Source organism: Sphingomonas sp. HMP9, assembly GCF_013374115.1.
Lineage (GTDB): Bacteria > Pseudomonadota > Alphaproteobacteria > Sphingomonadales > Sphingomonadaceae > Sphingomonas.
Map to the genome: position 1 here is coordinate 1,500,056 of NZ_AP022673.1, position 22,704 is coordinate 1,522,759.

The 22,704-nt window shown below is 66.3% G+C and carries 22 protein-coding genes; 17 read left to right on the forward strand and 5 right to left on the reverse strand.

Annotated elements, in window-relative coordinates; translation table 11 throughout:
* Window positions 1-102: 102 nt before the first annotated feature.
* A complete protein-coding gene (locus HMP09_RS06645) occupies window positions 103-531 on the reverse strand; it encodes an SUF system Fe-S cluster assembly regulator (RefSeq protein ID WP_176499712.1) in 429 nt (142 codons plus the stop codon).
* 264 nt (window positions 532-795) lie between these two features.
* Here HMP09_RS06645 and HMP09_RS06650 point away from each other — a divergent pair, with 264 nt between their 5' ends.
* From HMP09_RS06650 to HMP09_RS06660, 3 genes are all read left to right on the forward strand, one after another.
* Window positions 796-1,839: a quinone-dependent dihydroorotate dehydrogenase gene (locus HMP09_RS06650; RefSeq protein WP_176499713.1), complete on the forward strand. Its 1,044-nt coding sequence runs from the start codon at window positions 796-798 to the stop codon at window positions 1,837-1,839.
* A 95-nt stretch (window positions 1,840-1,934) separates the two neighbouring features.
* Window positions 1,935-3,677, forward strand: a complete 1,743-nt coding sequence (ggt, locus tag HMP09_RS06655; RefSeq protein ID WP_176499714.1) for a gamma-glutamyltransferase — start codon at window positions 1,935-1,937, stop codon at window positions 3,675-3,677.
* Between the two features lie 231 nt (window positions 3,678-3,908).
* Window positions 3,909-5,693, forward strand: a complete 1,785-nt coding sequence (locus tag HMP09_RS06660; RefSeq protein WP_176499715.1) for an AMP-dependent synthetase/ligase — start codon at window positions 3,909-3,911, stop codon at window positions 5,691-5,693.
* Between the two features lie 155 nt (window positions 5,694-5,848).
* On the opposite strand, the gene HMP09_RS06665 is transcribed toward HMP09_RS06660, so the two are convergent.
* Window positions 5,849-8,767, reverse strand: a complete 2,919-nt coding sequence (locus HMP09_RS06665; RefSeq protein WP_176499716.1) for a M16 family metallopeptidase — start codon at window positions 8,765-8,767, stop codon at window positions 5,849-5,851.
* A 274-nt stretch (window positions 8,768-9,041) separates the two neighbouring features.
* Between HMP09_RS06665 and HMP09_RS06670 the strand changes: the two genes are divergently transcribed.
* From HMP09_RS06670 to HMP09_RS06725, 12 genes are all read left to right on the forward strand, one after another.
* Window positions 9,042-9,779, forward strand: a complete 738-nt coding sequence (locus HMP09_RS06670) for an aspartyl/asparaginyl beta-hydroxylase domain-containing protein (RefSeq protein ID WP_176501616.1) — start codon at window positions 9,042-9,044, stop codon at window positions 9,777-9,779.
* 194 nt (window positions 9,780-9,973) lie between these two features.
* On the forward strand, window positions 9,974-10,546 hold the full coding sequence (locus HMP09_RS06675; protein WP_056050182.1) for a NifU family protein: 573 nt from the start codon (window positions 9,974-9,976) through the stop codon (window positions 10,544-10,546).
* On the forward strand, window positions 10,546-11,139 hold the full coding sequence (locus HMP09_RS06680; protein WP_176499717.1) for a malonic semialdehyde reductase: 594 nt from the start codon (window positions 10,546-10,548) through the stop codon (window positions 11,137-11,139). The genes HMP09_RS06675 and HMP09_RS06680 overlap by 1 nt, the downstream gene beginning before the upstream one ends.
* Before the next feature lie 123 nt (window positions 11,140-11,262).
* A complete protein-coding gene (gene tsaB, locus HMP09_RS06685) occupies window positions 11,263-11,880 on the forward strand; it encodes a tRNA (adenosine(37)-N6)-threonylcarbamoyltransferase complex dimerization subunit type 1 TsaB (RefSeq protein ID WP_176499718.1) in 618 nt (205 codons plus the stop codon).
* Window positions 11,880-12,368 (forward strand): GNAT family N-acetyltransferase, encoded by a 489-nt coding sequence (locus tag HMP09_RS06690; protein ID WP_176499719.1) that lies wholly within the window; start codon window positions 11,880-11,882, stop codon window positions 12,366-12,368. The genes tsaB and HMP09_RS06690 overlap by 1 nt, the downstream gene beginning before the upstream one ends.
* Window positions 12,369-12,442: 74 nt before the next feature.
* Window positions 12,443-12,865: a Fur family transcriptional regulator gene (locus HMP09_RS06695; protein ID WP_055873135.1), complete on the forward strand. Its 423-nt coding sequence runs from the start codon at window positions 12,443-12,445 to the stop codon at window positions 12,863-12,865.
* 44 nt (window positions 12,866-12,909) lie between these two features.
* Window positions 12,910-13,587 carry a lysophospholipid acyltransferase family protein gene (locus HMP09_RS06700; protein WP_232090734.1) on the forward strand — a complete coding sequence of 226 codons (678 nt, stop codon included), beginning with the start codon at window positions 12,910-12,912 and terminating at the stop codon, window positions 13,585-13,587.
* Between the two features lie 310 nt (window positions 13,588-13,897).
* Complete coding sequence (gene miaB / locus HMP09_RS06705; RefSeq protein ID WP_232090735.1) at window positions 13,898-15,169, forward strand: tRNA (N6-isopentenyl adenosine(37)-C2)-methylthiotransferase MiaB; 1,272 nt, start codon at window positions 13,898-13,900, stop codon at window positions 15,167-15,169.
* A 408-nt stretch (window positions 15,170-15,577) separates the two neighbouring features.
* Entirely contained in the window at window positions 15,578-16,582 is a 1,005-nt protein-coding gene (locus tag HMP09_RS06710; RefSeq protein ID WP_176499721.1) for a PhoH family protein, read from the forward strand.
* A gap of 123 nt (window positions 16,583-16,705) precedes the next feature.
* Window positions 16,706-17,215, forward strand: coding sequence for an rRNA maturation RNase YbeY (ybeY, locus tag HMP09_RS06715; protein ID WP_176499722.1), 510 nt, complete (start codon window positions 16,706-16,708; stop codon window positions 17,213-17,215).
* 8 nt (window positions 17,216-17,223) lie between these two features.
* Window positions 17,224-18,123 carry a hemolysin family protein gene (locus HMP09_RS06720; RefSeq protein WP_176499723.1) on the forward strand — a complete coding sequence of 300 codons (900 nt, stop codon included), beginning with the start codon at window positions 17,224-17,226 and terminating at the stop codon, window positions 18,121-18,123.
* 205 nt (window positions 18,124-18,328) lie between these two features.
* A complete protein-coding gene (locus HMP09_RS06725; protein WP_176499724.1) occupies window positions 18,329-19,657 on the forward strand; it encodes a PQQ-dependent sugar dehydrogenase in 1,329 nt (442 codons plus the stop codon).
* 208 nt (window positions 19,658-19,865) lie between these two features.
* Here HMP09_RS06725 and HMP09_RS06730 read toward each other — a convergent pair whose 3' ends face one another.
* A complete protein-coding gene (locus HMP09_RS06730; RefSeq protein WP_176499725.1) occupies window positions 19,866-20,426 on the reverse strand; it encodes a pyridoxamine 5'-phosphate oxidase family protein in 561 nt (186 codons plus the stop codon).
* Window positions 20,427-20,475: 49 nt separating this feature from the next.
* On the opposite strand from HMP09_RS06730, the gene HMP09_RS06735 reads away from it, so the two are divergent.
* Together HMP09_RS06735 and HMP09_RS06740 are read left to right on the forward strand one after the other, a co-directional pair.
* Window positions 20,476-20,721 (forward strand): type II toxin-antitoxin system CcdA family antitoxin, encoded by a 246-nt coding sequence (locus HMP09_RS06735; protein WP_176499726.1) that lies wholly within the window; start codon window positions 20,476-20,478, stop codon window positions 20,719-20,721.
* The gene (locus HMP09_RS06740; protein WP_176499727.1) at window positions 20,722-21,018 is read left to right on the forward strand and encodes a CcdB family protein; all 297 of its coding nucleotides are present in this window, start codon (window positions 20,722-20,724) and stop codon (window positions 21,016-21,018) included. It begins immediately after the preceding gene.
* Here the strand turns inward: HMP09_RS06740 and tldD are convergent.
* Complete coding sequence (gene tldD, locus HMP09_RS06745; protein ID WP_176499728.1) at window positions 21,015-22,442, reverse strand: metalloprotease TldD; 1,428 nt, start codon at window positions 22,440-22,442, stop codon at window positions 21,015-21,017. The two genes, HMP09_RS06740 and tldD, sit on opposite strands and share 4 nt — an antisense overlap.
* Before the next feature lie 18 nt (window positions 22,443-22,460).
* Window positions 22,461-22,694 carry a zinc-finger domain-containing protein gene (locus tag HMP09_RS06750; RefSeq protein WP_031393477.1) on the reverse strand — a complete coding sequence of 78 codons (234 nt, stop codon included), beginning with the start codon at window positions 22,692-22,694 and terminating at the stop codon, window positions 22,461-22,463.
* Window positions 22,695-22,704 lie beyond the last annotated feature (10 nt).

A 22,704-nucleotide genomic window follows, 5' to 3' on the forward strand; every position in this document is an offset into this window, starting at 1 on the left:
GGCTCTCTAAAAACTCTGCGATCTCTGCGCCTCTGCGCGAACAAGACATTTTGCGCGCGGAGGCGCAGAGACCGCGGAGAAAGGGGTTTGGCGCTGCGCGCGTCATGCGGGCACCGGCGAATTCGGGACTTGCGAAAGACTGGCCAGCGTCACGCCAGCGAGCGCGCCACGGACCGCGCCGTTGACCGCGTTCCAGTGCGGCTTGACGCGGCAGCTCTGGTCGATGCAGCAATCCTGCGACGCGCCGTCGACACACGCAGTCAGCGCGATCGGGCCCTCGACGGCCTCGATGATATCGGCGAGCGAAATCATCGCCGGCGGTCGCGACAGCCGGAAGCCACCGCCAGTGCCACGCGTGCTCTCGATCAGCCCGGCAGCAGACAGCCGGCTTACCAGCTTCTGCACGGTCGGCAGTGGAACGCCGGTCTCCTCGCTCAGCAGCGTTGCGTTCAACCGCGCGATGCCACCGCAATGACGCGCTGCAGCACTCATCATCACGACGGCATAGTCAGCTAGGCTGGAAAGACGCATGGTGGCTTTGAAATCCAATCCGACCGATCTGATCCGATTGGTCAGATGGGCTTTGTGCGGTGCATCGTCAACCCGTGGAGCCGTGCTAACGACTCGCAACTTGTGGGCCGGTTTTCTACGCGGTGCCTGCCCCGCATCCTTGACTTCCCCCCTCCCCGGAAGGGAGGGGCTGGGGGTGGGTCGGCTAGTTGGCGATGGCAGCGCGTATCCCACACCGACCCACCCCCAGCCCCTCCCTTCCAGGGAGGGAAGCAAGGATGAGCAATGGCCTTCTACCACCCGATCCTGTTCCGCCTCGACGCCGAACGCGCGCATAGCCTGACGATCGCCGCGCTCGCCGCATGGGGTAAGGCAGGCATGCCGCTCGCTCCCAACGTACCGAGGCTCGCGACGCGGGTAGCCGGGATCGAATTCTCCAACCCGATCGGACTGGCGGCGGGCGTAGACAAGGACGGCCGCGCGATCGCCGGGTTCTTTGGGCTCGGCTTTGGCAGCGTCGAGATCGGCACGCTCACGCCGCTCGCGCAACCCGGCAATCCGAAGCCGCGTATCTTCCGACTTCCCGCGGACCGCGCGGTCATCAACCGTCTCGGCTTCAACAATGGTGGCCTCGACGCGGCGCTCTCCCGCGCTTGCTCAACCGCGAACAAGGGATCGGGCGGCAAAGGCGTGCTCGGCATCAACGTCGGCGCCAACAAGGACGCCACTGATCGCACCGCGGACTATGTCCACGGGGTGACTCGCGCCGCGCCGCACGCCGACTACATCACCATAAACATCAGCTCCCCCAACACCCCCGGCCTACGCGACCTCCAGCATGGCGCAGCGCTGCGCGACCTGCTCGCCGCCTGCACCGCCATGAAGAGTGACACGCCGATCTTCCTCAAGGTCGCCCCCGACCTCGAACCCGCCGACATCGACGACATCGCCCGCGCCGCGCTCGACAACCGCATCGATGCCCTGATCGTCAACAACACGACGATCTCTCGTCCCGGCTTGCGTTCGGCCCAGGCCAAGGAGACCGGCGGACTGTCCGGCGCCCCCCTCGCTCCGCTCGCTCGCCAGCGCCTCGCAGATTTTCGCAAGGCGACCGGCGCAGCGATCCCCCTGATATCCGTCGGCGGGATGGACAGCGGCACCGAAGCCTATGCCCGCCTCCGCGCCGGCGCGAGCCTCGTCCAGCTTTATACCGCGCTGGTCTACGAGGGCCCGGGCCTGCCCGCCCGCATCCTGCGCGAGCTGGACGCGCTGCTGACCCGCGACGGCTTTGCGAGCGTCGCCGACGCGGTGGGGGTCGACGCCCGCTAGGCTCTTACTGTCGTCATCCTGGGTCGAGCCCAGGATGACGGAGAGTTTGCGGCGATGCCTTGCCTCATACTCGAACCGCGTTACGCTCACTGGCGATGAAGACCTCTCTCCTAGCACTCGCCCTTCTCGTCCCAACCGCCGCCACAGAGGCGCGCCGACCTGCCCCCGCCCCCGCAAAAGACCAGGGCATGGTCAGCGCCGCAGACCCCCGCGCGGCGGCCGCCGGCGTCGAGATCCTCCGCGCCGGCGGCAGCGCCACCGATGCGGCGATCGCGACGATGCTCGCCCTCAATGTCGTCGAGCCGCAGAGCTCGGGGATCGGCGGCGGGAGCTTCTGGGTCTCGCACGCCGCCAGCGGCGCGCTCAGCACGATCGACGCACGCGAAGAGGCCCCTGCCGCCGCCGATGCGCGCTGGTTCTACGCCCCCGACGGCACCCCGCTGAGCCACAACGACGCGGTCCCCGGCGGCCGCAGCGTCGGCATTCCCGGCGCACTACGCGGCATGGCGCTCGCGCACCGCGCGTCAGGCAAGCTCGCCTGGGCGCAACTATTTGCCCCTGCGATCCGCCTCGCGACCAACGGCTTCCAAGCCTCCCCGCGCCTCGTCAACGGCATGAAGACCTATGGAGACCACGTCACGCCCGAGACGCGGAAACTCTTCTCCGCCCCCGACGGTTCGCCGGTCGCGATCGGCGCTACGATCAAGAACCCGGCCCAGGCGGCCCTCCTCCAGCGCATCGCCACCCAAGGCCCCGACAGCTTCTACGTCGGTCCCGAAGCGCAGAAGATCGTCACCGCGGTCAACACCGCCGCGCGCAACCCATCGAAGATGACGCTCGGCGACCTCGCCAGCTACGACGCCAAATCACGGCCGCCAGTCTGCGTCAAATACCGCGTGTACCGGGTCTGCGGGATGGGCCCGCCCTCGTCCGGCGGCATCACCGTGCTGATGATCCTCAAGCAGCTCGAACGCTTCGATATGACCAAGCTCGGCAAGGACAGCGCGCAGGCCTGGCATGTGTTCGCCGAATCCTCGCGCCTTGCCTACGCCGATCGCGACCTGTACGTCGGCGATCCCGATTTCGTCCGCGTACCGGTGCACGGCATGCTCGACGCCAAGTATCTCGCGTCGCGCTCGGCCATGATCTCCCCCACCACGACGATGGCGACCATCGCGCCTGGCTCGCCCCCCGGCGCGCCCGCCCGAACCCGCGCGCCGGTCAGCGAAGTGCCCGGCACTACCGACATCGCCACCGTGGATGCGCGTGGCAACGTCGTCGAGGTGACCACCACCGTTGAGGGCTATTTCGGCTCCGGCATCACCGTCGACGGCACCGTCCTCAACAACCAGCTGACCGATTTCGACATCGTCCCCGAGAAGGACGGTGCCCTCGTCGCCAACCGCGTCGAGGGCGGCAAGCGGCCGCGCAGCTCGATGAGCCCGACGATCGTCTACGGCCCCGACGGCAAGGTCCGCCTTGCCGTCGGGGCCGCGGGCGGCTCGACGATCATCGCCCAGGTGGCAAAGGCGATCATTGGCGTGGTCGACTGGAAACTCTCCGCGCAGGACTCGATCGCGCTCGGCCTACTCTATGCGCCCGGTCACGTCGCAGCGGCAGAACAGGGCACCCAGCGCGAGGCGATGGTCCCCGCGTTGCAGGCACTCGGCGAGACCGTGCAGGTCGCGGCGTTGGGCCTGAAGGCGAATGCGATCGAGCGCGTCGGCGGCAAATGGGTCGGCGCGGCGGATCCCCGCAGCGAAGGCGTCGCGATGAGCCAGGACGGCACGGTCACCCAGATCATACGCGTCGGCGCCCTCCAGCGCGCGCCGGAGTAACGACCAAACTGCACCTCCCCGGCGAAGGCCGGGGTCCAGTTGGGCAAGCTTGCTGATTGATGTTTGCGCGTCGTTACTGCGACCTTTCCAACTGGGCCCAGGCCTCCACCGGGGAGGCGTTCTACCCGGGTGCGGATGGGGTTGAGCCCCCGCCGGTTATGACGCACTAACCGTCCAACGCTCAGAATCGCCTCGCACAAGACGCAATGGCACAGCGCCCAGGGAGAGAGAATGCCTCGCCAGCTCGAACGATTCCCGAACCTCGTCACGATGTTCTTCGCGCGCGCCGCGGAGAAGGGCGATGCGCCGTTCCTGTGGACCAAAACCGGCGGCACGTGGGCGGCGACAAGCTGGGCGGATGCCGCGCGCCAGGTCGCCGCCCTCGCCACCGCGCTCACCGCGATCGGCCTCAAGCGCGGCGACCGCGTCATGCTGGTCGCCGAGAACCGCCCCGAATGGTGCCTCAGCGATCTTGCGATCATGGCGGCGGGCTGCGTCACCGTGCCGACCTACGTCACCAACACCGAACGCGACCACCTGCATATCATCGAGAATGCGGGCGCCTGCGCGATCATCGTCTCGACCGCGAAGCTCGCCAAGACTCTGCTCCCCGCCGTCCTCCGCTCGAACCAGGCGCACACGGTGATCGGGCTAGAGGACATGAAGGTCCCCGCCTCGATCGACTTCCACAACTGGCACGCGCTGATAGCGGCGCACCCGACCACGGCTGAAACCGCCGCCGCGCGTGCGGATTTCGAACGCGACGACCTCGCCTGCATCATCTACACGAGCGGCACCGGCGGCGCACCGCGCGGGGTGATGCAGCACCACGGCGCGATCCTCCACAATTGCGCCGGCTGCGCGGCGGTGATCTCGGAGGATTTCGGCTGGGACGACGAGGTCTTCCTGTCGTTCCTCCCCTTGAGCCACGCGTACGAACACACGGGCGGCCAGCATTTCCCGATCTCGCTCGGCGGTCAGATCTATTACGCGGAAGGCCTCGAAAAGCTCGCCGCCAACATCGAGGAAACCCGCCCGACGATCATGTTCGTCGTCCCCCGCCTGTTCGAGGTCCTCCGCACGCGCATCTCGAAGACGATCGAGAAACAGGGTGGCGCGTCCGCCTATCTCCTGCGCCAGGCGCTCGACATCGGTGGCAAGCGTTACGCGGGTCGTCTCCGCCTGATCGACCGCCCCATGCAGGCCGCAGTCGCCACGCTGTTCAAGCCCAAGATCTCGAAGAAGTTCGGCGGCCGCCTGAAGGCGATGATCTCCGGCGGCGCACCGCTCAACCCCGAGGTCGGCCTGTTCTTCGAGGCACTCGGCCTCACCTTCCTGCAAGGCTATGGCCAGACCGAAGCCGCGCCCGTCATCTCCTGCAACCGCCCCAAGGCCGGCGTCCGGATGGACTCGGTTGGCCCACCGCTCAAGGACACCGAAGTCCGCATCGCCGAGGACGGCGAGATCCTGGTCCGCGGCGAACTGGTCATGCACGGCTATTGGCGCAACGACGCCGAGACCGCGAAGGTGCTGAAAGACGGTTGGCTCCACACGGGCGATATCGGCGAGGTCGACGACCGTGGCCGGATCCGGATCACCGATCGCAAGAAGGACCTGATCATCAACGACAAGGGCGACAACGTCGCGCCCCAGAAGGTCGAGGGCATGCTGACGCTCCAGCCCGAGATCGCGCAGGCGATGATCGCCGGCGACAAGCGACCGTACATGGTCGCGTTGATCGTGCCAGATCCGGAGTGGACGCAGGAATGGTGCGCGGGCAACGGCGACGCCTGCAGCTTCGCACGGCTTGCGGAGAACAGCGAGTTCCGGACCGCGTTGGGCGCGGCGGTCGAGCGCGTGAACAAGGAGCTGACGGTCACCGAACGCATCCGCCGCTTCGTGCTCGCGGACGGCCCCTTCACGATCGAGAACGAGCAACTGACGCCGAGCCTCAAGATCCGCCGCCACGTCCTCAAACAGACCTACGGCGAAAGACTGGACGCCCTCTACTCATAATTCCCTCGCCCCTACGGGGAGAGGGAGGGGCCCGCGCTTGCGGGTGGGAGGGAGAGGGGGAGTGAGGCTCAGGACGCTAATCCCACCTCCCCTCACCCTTCCGTCGTCAAGTGGCTCCTCCCTCCCTCTCCCCTGCAGGGAGAGGGACTAGGCGGTCACTTCTTCACAGCAGCCGGCACGACCGCCATCGTCCAGTCCTTTTCCGGCCGCAGATACTTTGCCGCGGTCGCCTGCAACTCTACCGGCGTGGTCGCCACCAGATCGCTCGCGATCCGCTGCGTCGCCGCGATCCGGCGTGGGTCGAACGTCGCCCCACCCAGCTGCTGCAACCAGAACTGGTTCCCGGTCGAGGCGCGCAGGATATACTGCCCCATCGGCTTCTTGATCCGATCGAGTTCGTCCGCCGCGATCGGCGTCGACACCAGCTCGGCCGCGATCTGCCGCGCGATCTGGAAAAAGAACGACACCTTGTCCGGCGCGACCTGCCCGATCGCGACCATCCGCCCGCCCGTCGCCATCCCGACCGGCCACTGGCTCGACACGTTGGGGCTGTAGCTTGCGCCCGCCGCCTGCCGCAGTCGCTCGAACAGCCGATCGCTGAACACCTGCGCCAGGACGTCGAGACGGCGCGCCTCGACGATGTTGTCGATCCCGCCGCCGGTCGGCCAGGCGATCACCGCCGCCGCCTGGTTTTCAGGCCCGGTATGCGCACGCATCACCGGCGTCGCATTATGCGCGGGGAAGCCGACCGGCGCACCGACCGTCGACACCGCCGTCCGCGGCTTCATCGCGCCGAACGACTTGGCGACTGCCGCAATCGCGTCCTCGGTCTTCACGTCGCCAAAGATCGAGACCTCGATCGGTCCGGTCTTCAGGATCGGTTCCCAGAATGCGCGGAAGTCCTTGGCATTCAGCGCTTCGACGGTCGGCTTCGACGGCGTCCCCCAACGTGGGTCGCCCGCGCGCAGCAAACCTTCGAGATCGCGCGACAACACGCCGTCGGGCGACGAATCATAGCCGGCAAATCCAGCCAGCGCGGCCACCCGGGCCCGCGCGACCGGCGCCGGATCCCAGGCCGGGACCGCAAGCTTGGCCGCCATCAGCCGCAGCTGATCGGCATAATCCGCCGGCGACGTGATCGCGCTGAGCGTGAACGCATCGTCGTCGATCCCGAAATCGAGTCCGATCCGCCGACCCGCCGTCAGCTGATCGAGATCGCCCTGGTCGAGCTTGCCGATACCACCCGCGACGAGCGCCAGATCGCCGGCCCAGGCCGGCGTCGGCCGGTTCGACGGGATCGCGGTATAGCCGCCCCCGAAGCGCACGCGCACATAGACGCGCCCGGTCTCGCCCGCATTGGGGAACAGCAGCACGCGCGTGCCGTTGGCGAAGTTCACCTGTTCCATGTCGAACGCGGTGATCTTCTCGCGGCTGGCGACCGTCCCCGGCTTGCCGAGCGACGGCAACTTCGAGAAATCGACCGCCGCCTGCGCCCGGCGCTTGCCCGCCAGCCCCGAAACGTCCGCCTTCAACGCCGTCGCCAGCTTGTTCGCAGCCCCCGCATCGGGCGTCTGCGTATTCACGAGCGCACGCGTGGCCGTGCCCTCGAAGATCGCCTTGCTCGACGCCAGCAGCGTGGCAGGCGTGAACATGCCCTTCGCCTTGGCGTCCTGCAGGATCTTGTACGAGGTTTCCGGCCCCGCCACCGTCTCGCGGATGTCGAGCGCGCCGACCATGTCGTCCGCCTGCTTCGACCCGGCCTCGACCTTAGCGGTCTCGACGCTGGTCCGCATGATCGTGTCGAAATCGGCATATTCGCGGTCGACTTCGGCCTGGCTCGGCGCGTTGGTCTGCGCGTCGGCGATCACCGCGCGGACGTCTTTCAGCGCGGCCTCCCAGTCGGTGCCGATCGGCACGATGTTGACGCTGGTCAGGTTCGCCGAGCGCGACACGTCGTCGATCGACACGCCCGACTGGAGGAAACTGCCACCCGCCCGCGCACGCGTTTCGAGGCGGCGACTGATCAGGCGGGTCGCGAGCACGTCGACCAACCGCTTCTGGTTCATGATCGCGGTGTCGTCCTTATACTCCCAGGGGCGGACGACGCCGAGCGTCACCACCGCCGGGATGGCCGGCTCGGCGATCGTCGCGGAGACTGGCGCCTTCGCGTCGGGCTTGCCGAAGCTCGGCGCAGGCGTGACCGGGCCGATCCCCTTCCAGTCGGCGAAGTTCTTGACGATCAAACGACCGAACAACGCCGGATCCATGTCGCCCGAGATGATGACGACGGTGTTCTCGGGTCGATACCAGCGATCGTGGAACGCCTTGACGGTAGCGCCGGTCGCGGCCTCAAGGGTCTTGATGTTGCCGATCGGCGAGCGATCCGCGAGCGGCTGTCCGGCGAAGAAGGTCGCACGAATCGCATCGCCGAAGCGCACCTGCGGCCCCGGCTGCTCGCGCTGTTCCGCCAGCACGACGGGCCGCTCGGCGGTGACCGACGCATCGGTGATCGTTGGCTTCTCCATCATGCCCGACATGATCTTCAGGCTCTCATCGAGGCCAGATTCAGTTGCCGATGGCAGGTCGAGCTTGAACGTGGTCGAGGTCGGTGTGGTCTGCGCGTTGGTGTCCGAGCCGAAGGTCGCGCCAAACCGCTGCCACACCCGCTTGGCCTCGCCGTCCGGCACATATTCGGAGCCGCGGAACGACAGATGCTCGATGAAATGCGCGAATCCGCGTTCGCTGTCGGTTTCGTTCAGCGATCCCGCATCGATCCGCACGCGCACCGACACCTGGCCCGGCGGCACGCCGTTCTTGCGCACCGCAAAGCGCATGCCGTTGGGCAAGGTCCCGAACTTCCACTCCGGGTCCCGGGTAAGATCGCTGCCCTTGTAGAGCCACGCGGTCGTATCGACACCCGGCAGTTCGGGAAGCGTCGGCGCCTCCTTGGCCCCATCCTTGGACGAGGTTGAAGCGGCCTGTTGCGTTGCCATCTGGCCGCTTGCCGGAATGGCCAGCCCAAGCACGAGGGGGAGCAGGACGGGAGCGCGATACAAGCGCGAGTAAGACACCATCGCGCACCTGTAGCGGTCGCGGACGTCGCTCGCCAGTGCCCTGCCTTCGTACCGGGCGTGCGGATGCCATCATTTCGTCCAACACTGCCGGTATATCGTGTCCAAACAAGGGGATCGGCGCCGCAGCGTGCCAGGATACAGGGTAGAGATGACGGTCGAAGCCGAACTGGGGCAGTCTTCATTGTGGCGGGAATCGGGCGTAATAGGCGCCCAGCGTGGCGTTCGCGTGCCCGATCTCAACGTCATCTCCGGCGCGCCCAAGCCCGGCGCGCCGATGGTCGCCGAATTCAATCGCCCGCTCATCATCCGCGCCGGCAAGCATCTGCGCGGCGTGTTCGACCGGATGATCGCGTCGTCCTCGCTGGTCGCCAACGATCCCGTACTCGATGTCCGCGACTTCGCCTGGACCGCGGACCTGCGCGAGAACTGGGCCGAGATCCGCGACGAGGCGGTGCGCGTGGCGCTGCAAGGCGAAGCATCGCCCAGCCTCGCGACGATCTCGCCCGATCACCGCTCGATCGCCGAAATCGACAAGTGGCGCTCGTTCTTCCTCTACGGCTACGGCTACCCGATCGAGGAGAGCCTCGCGCGCTGTCCGCGTACCGCCGCCGCCGTCGCGCGCATCCCCGGTCTCAACAGCGCGTTCTTCTCGATCCTGGCGCCGGGCACGCATATTCCCGAGCATCGCGGCGTGACCAAGGGGCTGATCACCTGCCATCTGGGCCTGATCGTACCGCGCGACGGCGACGTCCGGATGCGCGTCCACGATCGCACCGTCCGCTGGGCGGAGGGCGAGACTCTGGTGTTCGACGACACCTACCAGCATGAGGTGTGGAACGACACGAGCGGGACGCGGGTGGTGTTGCTGATCCAGTTCGAACGCCCGTTGCGCAACCCGGGCAAGTGGATCGCCGACCTGTTCCTGGGGATCGTGCGCCGTTCGGCATTCGTCCAGGATGCGGTGCGCAACATCGGCAGCTGGAACGCCGCGGTGAAACAGCTCGACGTCTGAGCTTTCCCCAGGCGCCTATTCCTAGCTCCTGCACCTCCGTCACAACAGCTTTCGCTAGGGTGACGGACCGTTGGATTGGGGTGGTACCTCAAGCGTGTCCTCCCTTACCTAATCGAGCCTTCCCGCATCCCGGGAAAGAAACCGTTTCCCGTTCCGCGCTTGATCCCCTGCCCCGGTCGGGCCACATGCGCTGCATGCTTATCGAAACGGAATCCACCCCGAACCCCTCGACGCTGAAGTTCCTGCCGGGACGTACCGTCATGGACGCCGGCACGCGCGACTTCGCCACGCCCGAGGAAGCCGAGACCAGTCCGCTGGCCGAGGCGATCTTCAACCTGGGCGACGTGACCGGCGTGTTCTTCGGCCGCGACTTCGTGTCGGTGACCGCGGGGCCGGGCGTCGCCTGGTCGGACCTCAAGCCCGACGTGCTCGCGATCCTGCTCGATCACTTCTCGGCCGCGATGCCGCTGTTCAAGCCCGCGCGTGCCGGCTTCTCGGTGCCGTCGGACGAGCCGGCTCTGTCGGACGACCCCGCCGATGCGGATATCGTCGCTCAGATCCGCGAGCTGATCGACACGCGCGTACGCCCTGCGGTGGCGAACGACGGTGGCGATATCGTTTATCGTGGCTTCGACAAGGGCAAGGTGTTCCTTCAGTTGCAGGGCGCCTGCGCCGGCTGCCCGTCGTCGAGCGCGACGCTCAAGAACGGCATCGAGCAGCTGCTGAAATACTACGTCCCCGAAGTCACCGAAGTGAGAGCCGTCTGATGCGCGGGAAACTCGACGATACCGTCCTAGATGCCGTCTTCCGCGATGCCCGCAGCTATAATGGCTACACCGACCAGCCGGTCGCCGAGGCGGAGCTGCACGCGATCTGGGACCTGATGAAGTGGGGCCCGACATCGGCCAACCAGCTCCCCGCGCGGCTGATCTGGGTGACCAGCGATGCGGCCAAGCAGAAGCTGGCGGATGCGTGCAGCGCACAGAACCAGCCAAAGATCCTCAACGCGCCGGTGTCGGTGATCATCGGCATGGATACCAATTTCCACGAGCATTTGCCCGAGCTGTTCCCGCACGCCGATGCGAAGTCGTGGTTCGACGGCAATGCCGAACTGCGCGAGGCGTCCGCCTTCCGCAACTCGACGTTGCAGGGCGCGTATTTCATCATCGCCGCGCGGATGCTCGGGCTCGATACCGGACCGATGTCGGGCTTCGACGCAGGCAAGGTCGATGCGGCGTTCTTACACGACACGCCCGCGGTGCGCACGAACTTCATCTCGACGCTCGGCTACGGCGATCCCGCGACGATCTACGGTCGCTCGCCGCGTCCCGATTTCGGGAAGTTCAACACCATCGCCTGAGTGGGAGAGACCTGCTCCCTCTTCCCTGCGGGGAGAGGGTGGGGGTGAGGGGCCGTTGGGAAGGACGGCGCTCGCGGCGCCCCTCACCCTAACCCTCTCCCCGAAGGGGAGAGGGAATAAGACATGCGCACGTTAGTAATCGAAACATCCACCACCGCCTGTTCGGTCGCCCTCATCGAAGGCGGCGCCGTCATCGCGCGCGCGCATGACGTGGTCGGTCGTGGCCATGCCGAACGGCTCATCCCGATGATCGCCGAACTCCCCAATGGTGGCCGCGCCGACCGCATCATCGTCGACTGCGGCCCAGGCAGCTTCACCGGCGTCCGCGTCGGCATCGCCGCCGCGCGCGGGCTTGCGCTCGGCTGGGGGGCGGAGATTGCGGGCTTCTCTTCGCTCCCGCTGATCGCCGCCGCCGCTTTTTCAAAGCGACCAACCCACGATATTGCGGTGGTCATGGAAGGCGGGCATGGCGAGGTCTTCATGCAGGCCTTTGCCGCCGATCTGTCGCCGCGAACCGACATGGTATCGCTGAAGCCCGAGGCCGCGCTCGCGGCGCTGGCGGGCCGGCGTGCGGTTGGCAACGGCGTCCGCTGGCTCGCGGCGCTCGATGACAGCCTGGATCTCACCGAAGCACTGCCCGATGCAGCCGCCGCGATCCTGCTCCCGGCGGAACTGACCGCGCTTGCGCCAAGCCCGATCTATGGCCGGGCCCCCGACGCCAAACCCTCGGTCCCGAAATAATGGCCACGCGGCAAGCGGCTACACGCGCCGTCACGCTCCGCACCGGCGATGCCCGCGATCTCGCGATCGTCGACGCGTTGATGACCGAGGCGTTCGACCCGCGCTACGGCGAAGCGTGGACGCGCAGCCAATGCCTCGGCGTGCTTGCACTGACCGGCGTCCACCTCACGATCGCGTTCGTCGACGATTTCCCCGCGGGCTTCACGATGACCCGATCGGTCGCAGACGAAGCCGAGTTGCTGTTGATCGCGGTCACCCCGGACTATCGCCGCCGCGGCGTCGGCACCGCACTGATCCGCGCGGCGATCGCCGATTGCTCGGTCGGCGCGATAGTGAAACTCCACCTCGAAGTCCGTGCCGGTAACAGTGCCGTCAAGATGTATGCTACACACGGCTTCACCAAGGTCGGCGAGCGCCGAGCCTACTATCGCGGCAAGACCGGCGTCGCGTATGACGCACATACATATTCGAAAGATATCAACAGCTAAGGCTTATTGCGAGTCACTATCCCTTTTCGCAACAGCGCGAACGTCCTACATGGGGTGCAACTAGGGAATGACACATGCCGCGCAAGATCGATCTGGAAGCACTCTGCAACGAGAAGGGCCTGCGCATCACCGAGCAGCGCCGAGTCATCGCGCGCGTCTTGTCCGAGGCGGACGACCATCCCGACGTCGAGAAGGTTTATGAGCGCGCGTCGCAGATCGATCCTGGCATTTCGATCGCGACGGTGTACCGCACCGTGCGGTTGTTCGAAGAAGCCGGCATCCTCGACCGCCATGATTTCGGCGATGGCCGCGCACGCTACGAGCCTGCGCCCGAAGCGCATCACGATCATTTGATCGACGTCGAGAGCGGCAAGGTGATCGAATTCGTCGATCCCGAGCTCGAGCAGCTGCAAAAGGCGATTGCGGAGAAACTGGGCTTCCGGCTCGTCGACCACCGCATGGAACTCTACGGCGTCGCGCTCGCCCGCAAGGACTGAAGGCGATCGGCCGGATACGACTTGCCGCGCGACTGACGGCGCTGGTGCTGGCGCTATTACTGGCGCTTCCGGTGCACGGCGCATGGCGACTGTTCGGGCGCAAGTCGCCCTGGCCGCCGCGGTTCTTGGGGACGGTCGCGCGGATTGTCGGCGCCCGTCCTCATGTGGTCGGAAAGCCTCTCCGCCATGACGTCGTGTTCGTCTCCAACCATCTCAGCTGGATCGACATCCTGCTCCTGGCCGGCGCGACCGGCAGCGCGTTCGTCGCAAAATCGGAACTGCGTACGGCGCCACTGGTTGGCTGGCTTTGCACGCTCAACCATACGATCTTCGTCTCTCGCGCCGACCGCATGGCCGTAACCGCCCAGATCGCCCAGATCCGCGACGCGCTTGTCGCAGACTGGCCCGTCACGTTGTTCCCGGAGGGCACGACGAGCGATGGCAACATCCTCCTCCCGTTCAAGGCTGCGCTGCTGGCGGCGCTCGATCCGCCGCCGCCCGGCGTCCGCGTGCAGCCGGTCCGCATCGACTATGGCACAGCGACCGGCGAACTCGCATGGGTCGGCGACGAACTCGGCCAACACCACGCCGCGCGAGTCCTGAAACGCAAGGGCAGCTTCACGGCTACGCTCAACTTTGCCGAACCCTTCGACCCGGCGAATTATGGCGACCGCAAAGCCATAGCCGCCGAAGCCCGCCGCCGCATGGAAGCGCTCGGATAGCGTGTTTCCCGGCGAAGGCAGGGACTGAGTCTGGACTCCCGCCTTCGCGGGAGAACAAGAGAGGGAAGCTCCACCCATCCCAGATCCAAACACCACCCCGGCGAAGGCCGGGGCCCAGTTGGAAAGGCCGTTGTAACGGAGCGCCGTCCTCAGTTAGCGACGTTCCCCAACTGGGCCTCGGCCTTCGCCGGGGTGATACCTGCTGGGAAAGCCGGCCCAACAACGCCCCCTCCCCCTGCCCGCGCAAACTTGGTAAGGCGCTCGCATGTCTCCTCCCAAAACCTTCCACGTAAAATCTTTCGGCTGCCAGATGAACGTCTATGACGGCGAGCGCATGGCCGAGCTGATGGCCGCGCAGGGCCTCACTCAGGCCGATGCGGTCGACGCCGACGTCGTCGTCCTGAACACCTGCCACATCCGCGAGCGCGCCACCGAGAAGGTCTATTCGGACATCGGTCGCCTGCGAAAGGACCAGCGCCGCAAGTCCGGCAAGACGCCGATGATCGCGGTCGCCGGCTGCGTCGCGCAGGCTGAGGGCGAGGAGATCTTCACGCGCGCCAAGGTCGATATCGTCGTCGGGCCGCAGGCCTATCACAACCTCCCCGACCTCGTAGCGAAGGCCGCCGCGGGCACGCCCTCGCTCGACACCGACATGCCGCTGCTGTCGAAGTTCGGCGCGCTGCCGGCGCGGCGGAAGGTCGCGCCGTCGGCGTTTCTGACCGTGCAGGAAGGCTGCGACAAGTTCTGCACCTATTGCGTCGTCCCCTATACGCGCGGTGCGGAGATCAGCCGACCGTTCGCGGCGATCGTCGACGAGGCGAAGGCACTCGTCGATGCCGGCGCGCGCGAGATCACGTTGCTAGGCCAGAACGTCAACGCCTGGTCCGAGAATGAGCGCGGCCTCCACGACCTGATCCACGACCTCGACCGCATCACCGGGCTCGCGCGAATCCGCTACACGACCAGCCATCCCAACGACATGACGCAAGGGCTAATCGACGCACACCGCGACGTCGAGAGCCTGATGCCGTTCCTTCACCTCCCCGTACAGGCCGGCAGCGACCGCGTGCTGAAGGCGATGAACCGGTCGCACACGCGCGACTCTTATCTTCGCCTGCTCGACCGCGTCCGCGCAGTGCGCCCCGACATCGCGCTGTCGGGCGACTTCATCGTCGGCTTCCCCGGCGAGACCGATGCCGAGTTCGAGGACACGCTGAGCCTGGTCGACGCGGTCGGCTATGCGCAGGCCTACAGCTTCAAATACAGCCCGCGCCCCGGCACCCCCGCAGCGTCGATCGTCGAGCAGGTCCCCGAGGACGTGATGGACGAGCGTCTCCAGCGCCTCCAGGCCGCGCTCAACCGAGACCAGCATGCCTTCAACGCTGCGACCGTAGGCCGGACCTGCTCGGTCCTCCTCGAACGCGCGGGAAAGCTGCCCGGCCAGCTGATCGGCAAGTCGCCCTGGCTGCAGTCGGTCCACCTAATCGGCAACCATGCGATCGGCGACCTGGTGGAAGTCACCCTCGCCGCCGCCGGCCCCAACTCCCTCACCGGCGTGGAACGCATCGCGGAAGCCGCTTAGACTGCTTTCCGATCCTCCCCCGCAAGGGGGAGGTGGCAGGCGCAGCCTGACGGAGGGGGAGGAAAGGGAAACCGCCGTTCCGTGTCCTCCCCCTCCGTCGCCTACGGCGCCACCTCCGCCTGGCGGGGGAGGATCGAACGCCCCCGCCCGAGGCCACACGGCAACACCCGATCACCTTCCGGCAGCCCCCCGCGATTTCGCTGTCCCCCACCGAAATCCCCTGCCACACTCGCCCCCGATGCAGCTTCGCCCACGCGACTCGAATCATCTCCACGCAGGCGCCCCGGCGCCGCTTGAACGCGCGGGCTCCCATGCTCATCTCTGGTCGGACGCCATCCCAGGCGTGACGCGTGCCGGCTCGACCATACCCGATCACCGATCCGACACGCCTGCCCCCGAAAGGACCGCATGAGCCGCAAACCCGTTCCCGCCCAGTCCGGTGACCGCGCCCGAGTCGAACTGCTGTTCGACAAGCCTCAATTGCTCGTCAGGCTCTTCGGCCAGTACGACCAGAACCTGGTAGCGCTCGAAAATCGCCTCGGCGTCTACATCACTGCACGAGGGAATAAGATCGGCCTGGAAGGCACCGCCGAACAGGTCGCCAAGGCCCGCGACGTACTTCACGACCTCTATGCCCGCATCCAGCGCGGCGAGGATGTCGATACCGGCCTGGTCGATGCCTCGATCGCGATGGCTGACGAGCCCGTGCTCGAAGGTATCATCCGCGCCGATGCCGGTGGCGGTGCCGCACCGCCGATCATGATCCGCACGCGGAAGAAGACGATCGTGCCGCGCACGCCGGCGCAGGCGCATTACATGCGCGAACTGACCAACAACGACATGATCTTCGCGCTCGGGCCGGCAGGTACGGGCAAGACCTATGTCGCCGTCGCACAAGCCGTGCAACAGCTGATCAACGGCAGCGTGCAACGCCTGATCCTCTCGCGTCCCGCGGTCGAAGCCGGCGAACGCCTCGGCTTCCTCCCGGGCGACATGAAGGAGAAGGTCGATCCGTATCTCCGCCCGCTCTACGATGCGCTCTACGACTGCCTCCCCGCCGAGCAGGTCGAACGTCGCATCGCGAGCGGCGAGATCGAGGTCGCGCCGATCGCCTTCATGCGCGGCCGCACGCTGGCCGACGCGTTCGTCATCCTCGACGAAGCGCAGAACACCACGCCCGCGCAGATGAAGATGTTTCTCACCCGCTTCGGCCAGAACAGCCGCATGGTGATTTGCGGCGATCCGAAGCAGGTCGACATCCCCGGCGGCGTGGCGGCGTCTGGTCTCGCGGACGCGGTCCGGAGGCTCGAGGGCGTCGAGAGTATCTCGATGTGCCGCTTCACCGTCGGCGACGTCGTCCGCCACCCGATCGTCGGCCGCGTCGTCGAAGCCTATGAGGGCAGCGACGCCTGACCCCGCGGCGGCTGTCCCGGATAACCCGGGATAGCCGCCGGGCCATCCGCATACCGTAAAGGGTGCGGAACTTTGCCTTATGTGTAATGATTTCGCCCTGACGTTTCCGCCGGAAGGACCCGCATGCTCGAAATCGCGCTCTCTTCGGAGGCTCCCTGGCCCGACCAGGACTGGGACGGCCTCGCCCAGCGCGCCGCGACCGCGGCGATCGAGCGCACGCCGCACGGCCAGTTGCTGACCAGCGCAGCCACGGTCGAGATCTCGTTCCGGCTCGCCTCGGACGATGAGGTGCATACGCTCAACAAGCAGTACCGTCAGAAGGACAAGCCGACCAACGTCCTGTCCTTCCCGATGGTGCAGGCCGACCTGCTCGAAACCATCACGCAGAATTCGGACGATGGCGAAGTCCTGCTCGGTGACATCATACTCGCGCACGGCGTCTGCGTCGCCGAAGCCGCTGAGCGCGGAATTTCGGTCGAGGATCATGCGATGCATCTGATGGTGCATGGAACGCTGCATCTGCTAGGCTATGACCATATCGATGATGACGAGGCGGAGGGCATGGAGCAGATCGAGCGCGATGCGCTCGCCGCGCTCGGACTCCACGATCCGTATCTTATAACAGAGGACTGACGACCACGATGGCCGATGGCCCCAATGCCGGTAACGGCGATAGTAGCGACAGTATCTGGCGCGGGCTCAAGGGCCTGATCTTCGGTGCTCAGGACGAATCCCTTCGCGACCAGCTCGAGGACGCGATCGACCGGCACGAGGGTGATCCCGCTCCCGATGCCAAGGGCGATCTCACTCCCCTCGAGCGACAGATGGTCCGCAACCTGCTGCATTTCAGCGAGCGCGATGCCGGCGACGTCGGCGTGCCGCGCGCGGACATCATCGCGGTCGAGGAAGACACGCCGTTCGCCGACCTCGTCAAGCTGTTCGCCGAAGCGGGACACAGCCGCCTGCCCGTCTACCGCGACAACCTCGATACGATCATCGGCATGGTCCACATCAAGGACGTCTTCAACATCCTGGCGACCGGCGCAGAGCATCCCACGTCGATCGCCGGGCTGATCCGCGAGCCGCTCTACGCGCCGATGTCGCGCGGGGCGCTCGATCTGCTCGCCGACATGCGGCAGAAGCACGTCCACCTGACGATCGTGCTTGACGAATATTCCGGCACCGAGGGGCTCGTCACGTTCGAGGACCTGATCGAGGAGATCGTCGGCGAGGTCGAGGACGAACATGACGAGGCGCCTCAGGTGCTGATGACGCCGATCGAAGGCGGCGCCTGGGACGCCGACGCCCGCGCTGAACTGGAGGATGCAGCCGAGCTGATCGATCCGCGACTGGCGGAGGTCGATGGCGATATCGATACACTCGGCGGGCTCGCGGCCCTGCTCGCGGGGCATGTCCCGCAGATCGGCGAGTGCGTCGATCATCCGAGTGGGTGGAAGCTGGAAATAACCGACGCGGACGAGCGCCGCATCAACCGGTTGCGTCTCCATCCACCAGTGGTTCCGGTCGAGGACGACGACTGACCCCTTCATGGAAGGGCGAAACCCCGCGCCCGTCCACCCTCGGCTCATCCGTCAACCCAGCGAGGTCCGGATCTCCCGGATGAAGCCTCCTGACCGTTTCCCGCGTATCCCGACTTTTATTGGGAGGAAGCAGGGCGAGTGATGGGATGACGGAGAGGTTGCCGTGACCATTGCCCCAACACCCTCGCCGCCCTAATCTCTCCTCATGCGCAAACACATCCTCATCGTCCTCGGCCTGATCCTGATCGTGATCGCCGCGGGTGTTACGTATCTGGCCTGGCCCGATACCGCCGAACTGTCGGTCGACCAGGTCGCGGGCAAGCTGCCCAAGATCACCGATCCCCGCATTCAGACGATCCCGACCGTCAAGGTGGCGAAGGTCGTCGGCTGGCAGAATGGCGCAACGCCGACCGCCGCCGCCGGGCTCAAAGTCCAGCCGTTCGCGACCGGCCTCGACCACCCGCGGTGGATGTACCGCCTCCCAAATGGCGACGTGCTCGTCGCCGAGACGAACTCGCCGCCGCGCGAAGGCGGCGGGATCACCGGCTGGGTAATGAAGGTGTTGATGGGCCGCGCCGGCGCCGGCGTGCCGTCGGCCAACCGCATCACGCTGCTGCGCGACGCGAACGGCGACGGCGTAGCGGAAACGAAGTCCGTGTTCATGACCGGGCTCAACTCGCCGTTCGGCATGACCCTGCTCGACGGCCAGCTCTACATCGGCAACACCGACGCGCTGGTCCGCGTGCCCTATGTCGACGGCCAGACCAAGATCACCGCCAAGCCCGAGCTCGTCGTCAAGCTCAATCCGGGCGGCAATCACTGGGCGCGCAACGTCATCACAGCGGCGGACGGCAAGACGCTGTACGTCGGCGTCGGCTCATCCTCGAACATCGCCGAGAACGGCATGGACGCGGAGAAATACCGCGCGAACATCCTGCAGGTCTGGCCGAAGGACAAGAACTGGCGGATCTACGCTGCGGGCCTGCGCAACCCGAACGGCATGGCGATCAACCCCAAGTCGGGCGGCCTGTGGACCGTCGTCAACGAGCGCGACCAGCTCGGGTCCGATCTCGCACCCGATTACCTGACGCAAGTCGAGTTCGGCGATAACTTCGGCTGGCCCTGGTATTATTGGGGCGGCTATCCCGACAGCCGCGTCGAGCCGAAGAACCCTGCGCTCCAGCAATATGCCAAACGTCCCGATTACGCGCTCGGACCGCACGTCGCAGCGCTCGGCCTGACCTTCTCGGCCGACGCCAAGCTCGGCGAGAAGTTCGCCAATGGCGCGTTCGTCGGCGAGCATGGCTCGTGGAACCGCAAGCCGGTTTCGGGCTACAAGGTCGTGTACGTACCGTTCGGCGATACCGGCTTTCCTGAGGCGAATGCGAAGCCCGTCGATGTGCTCGGCGGCTTCCTGAACAAGGACGGTGACGCGCAGGGCCGCCCTGTAGGCGTCATTACCGACAAGACCGGCGGGCTGCTGGTCGCGGACGACGTCGGCAACGTGATCTGGCGGGTCAGCGCTGGGCGGTAGAAGGCGGAACCGCCCGTACCGGTCATCGCAAGGTAGCTTAGGACAAGTCCTATAGCCAAGCCCCTCCCCGGCGAAGGCCGGGGTCCAGTTGGGAAGCGGGCGTGACGACGGTCTCCGCCTCGTTACATCGACCTCTCCAACTGGACCCCGGCCTCCGCCGGGGAGGTGCGATCGCTAAGGATATAGCCCACAGGCAAATGTCAGGAGGTTAAGTTCCGCCACTGTCCGGCAACACCGTACCAAGCCGAACCGGCAACCCGTCGATGCTCGCGACGGGTCCGGCCAGTTCCTCGACCCGCTCGGCCTGGGTCTGCTTGGCGTGGTATTTCGACAGGGTCTGACGCTCGCGCTCCAGCGTCATGAACGGCACGCCCCATCCGCAACTCGTCTGCACCTCGCCAACTGCAATCACGAAGATCTGCCGTGTCCCCGGCAGCGGCGTGAACCGCGCATATAGCGCCGCCCATTCCGCGTCCTGCGGCAGCACTGCGCGACCCGTGCCATAGATGCGGAAGATCAGCGCGGGCTGATCGAAGGCGCAGAACATGATCGTGATGCGCCCGTCCGCGGCCAGATGCGCGTTGGTCTCGTTGCCCGATCCCCCGACGTCGAGATACGCGACGGTGTTCGCATCGAGCACGCGAAAGCTGTCCATGCCCTTTGGGCTGAGGTTGATCCGCGCGCCTTCCGCCGCCGTCGCAACGAAGAACACCGGTTGCCGCGCGACGAAATCACGGTGCTCTTCGGTGAGCGCGGGGAAGAATTCCATCGATCAACTCCGAATTGACGCGCGTCACATCCACGCATATCTTGTGCGCATGAAGCATGATCCCATTGCTACCGGCAAGCGCAAATCGGTCAACATGTCGGTCGATACCGGCATCGTGGCCGCCGCGAAAGAAGCTGGCGTCAACCTGTCCCGGGTCACCGAAGCCGCGCTCCGAGACGCGATCAAGATCGAGCGGGAGCGGCGGTGGAAGGATGAGAATCGAGCGTGGATCAACGCGCACAATCGATGGATCGACGAGAACGGAATTCCGCTGTCAAACCTTGAGACGCTCTGAGTGGCGCAATTCGATATCCATTCGATCGCGAGTCATGGCTTCGTCGTGGACTGCCAGAGCGATCTTTTGAGCGACTTACGCTCGCGGATCGTTGCCCCGTTACGCAAGCCGGACGAACCATCTGTTTTGCAATCCAGGCTCAATCCGCTCGTGAAGGTGCATCAGACGGACTATCGGGTTGCGATCCAGTTCTTGCGCGCCGTCGATAGTCGACTGCTGGGCGAAAAAATCGGTTCGCTACTCGATTACGAGTATGACGTAAAAGCCGCGATCGACATGGTAGTCAGCGGACTTTAAGCCGCGGTCCCGCCGACCGTAAGCCCGTCGACCAGCAACGTCGGCTGCCCAACGCCGGCCGGCACCGACTGCCCGCCCTTGCCGCAGATCCCGATGCCCTCGTCGAGCGCGAAGTCGTTGCCGATCCCGCGGACCTTGGTCAGCGAACTCGGCCCGTCGCCGATCAGCGTCGCGCCCTTGATCGGCGCGCCCAGCTTGCCGTCCTCGATCAGATACGCCTCGGTGCAGCTGAACACGAACTTGCCCGACACGATGTCGACCTGCCCGCCGCCGAACGCCTTGGCGAAAATGCCTTTCTTCACGCGGCTCAGCAGCTCGGCGGGATCGTCGTTGCCCGCCTTCATGAAGGTGTTGGTCATCCGCGGCATCGGCGCGTGCGCATAGCTTTCGCGGCGGCCGTTGCCGGTCGCCTCGACGCCCATCAGCCGCGCGTTGAGCCGGTCCTGCATATAACCCTTGAGGATGCCATCCTCGATCAGCACCGTTTCGCGCGTCGGCGTACCCTCGTCGTCGATCGTCAGCGACCCGCGGCGATCCTGGAGCGATCCGTCGTCGACCACGGTCACGCCCTCGGCCGCGACGCGCTCGCCGATTCGCCCCGAGAAGGCCGACGTGCCCTTACGGTTGAAATCGCCCTCGAGCCCGTGGCCGATCGCCTCGTGCAACAGGATGCCGGGCCAGCCATTGCCGAGCAACACGGTCATCTCGCCAGCAGGCGCTGCGACCGATTCGAGGTTCACCAAGGCCTGTGACAGAGCCTCGTCGATCGCGCGGTTGTACGTCGCGGGCTCGAACAGGTCGTTGTAGAGATAGCGGCCGCCGATCCCGTAGCTACCCGTCTCGCGGCGGCCGTTCTGCTCGGCGACGATCGACACGTTTAGGCGGACCAGCGGGCGCACGTCGGTCGCGACGAAGCCATCGGCGCGGACGATCTCGACCACCGACCACGTCCCCGACAAGCTCACCGACACCTGCGCCACGCGCGGATCGCGCGCACGTGCGGCGGCGTCGATCGTCTGGCACAAATTCACCTTGTCCGCGAACGGCACGAGGTCGAGCGGATCGGCGGCGGTGTAGCGGCGCTGGTTGGTGCCCTGCGGCGGGCCGGCCTTGGCAGCAACGCCCGGCTCGATCAGCGCCATCGTCTCGGCGGCGCGACGGATCGCGGCGGGGGTCATCTCGTTGGAATGCGCGAACGCGGTCATTTCGCCCGACACCGCGCGCAGGCCGAAGCCCGAGCTCGTATCGTAGGACGCGGTCTTAAGCCGGCCATCGTCGAACCCGAACGCCTCGGCCTTGCGATATTGGAGATAAAGCTCGCCGTCATCGGCCCTGGCCAGCGCCTTGGCGGTCAGCGCCTGCGCCTGCTCGGGGTCGAGCGTATCGCGGTAGAGGAACGAACGGGGGTCTGCTGCTATCGTCATCCGATAGATATAAGGGGCTTAGCGCCCGGCGCCATCCCCGTGATCGCGCAAGGTCGACTGGTCCGCGCCATCAGCGGCCCCGCCGACGAGGATGAAGCGCCGGTCGCAATAGCCGCAATCGACATAGCCGGTCTCGTCGATCTGCAACCAGACGCGCGGATGGCCGAGCGCTGCGCCGCCGGGAATGTCGGTGGCGCCATCGCAGGCGACGCGGGCGTGGGTGACGCGGGTGGTTTCGAGCGGCGGATGCATGCGCGGTCGA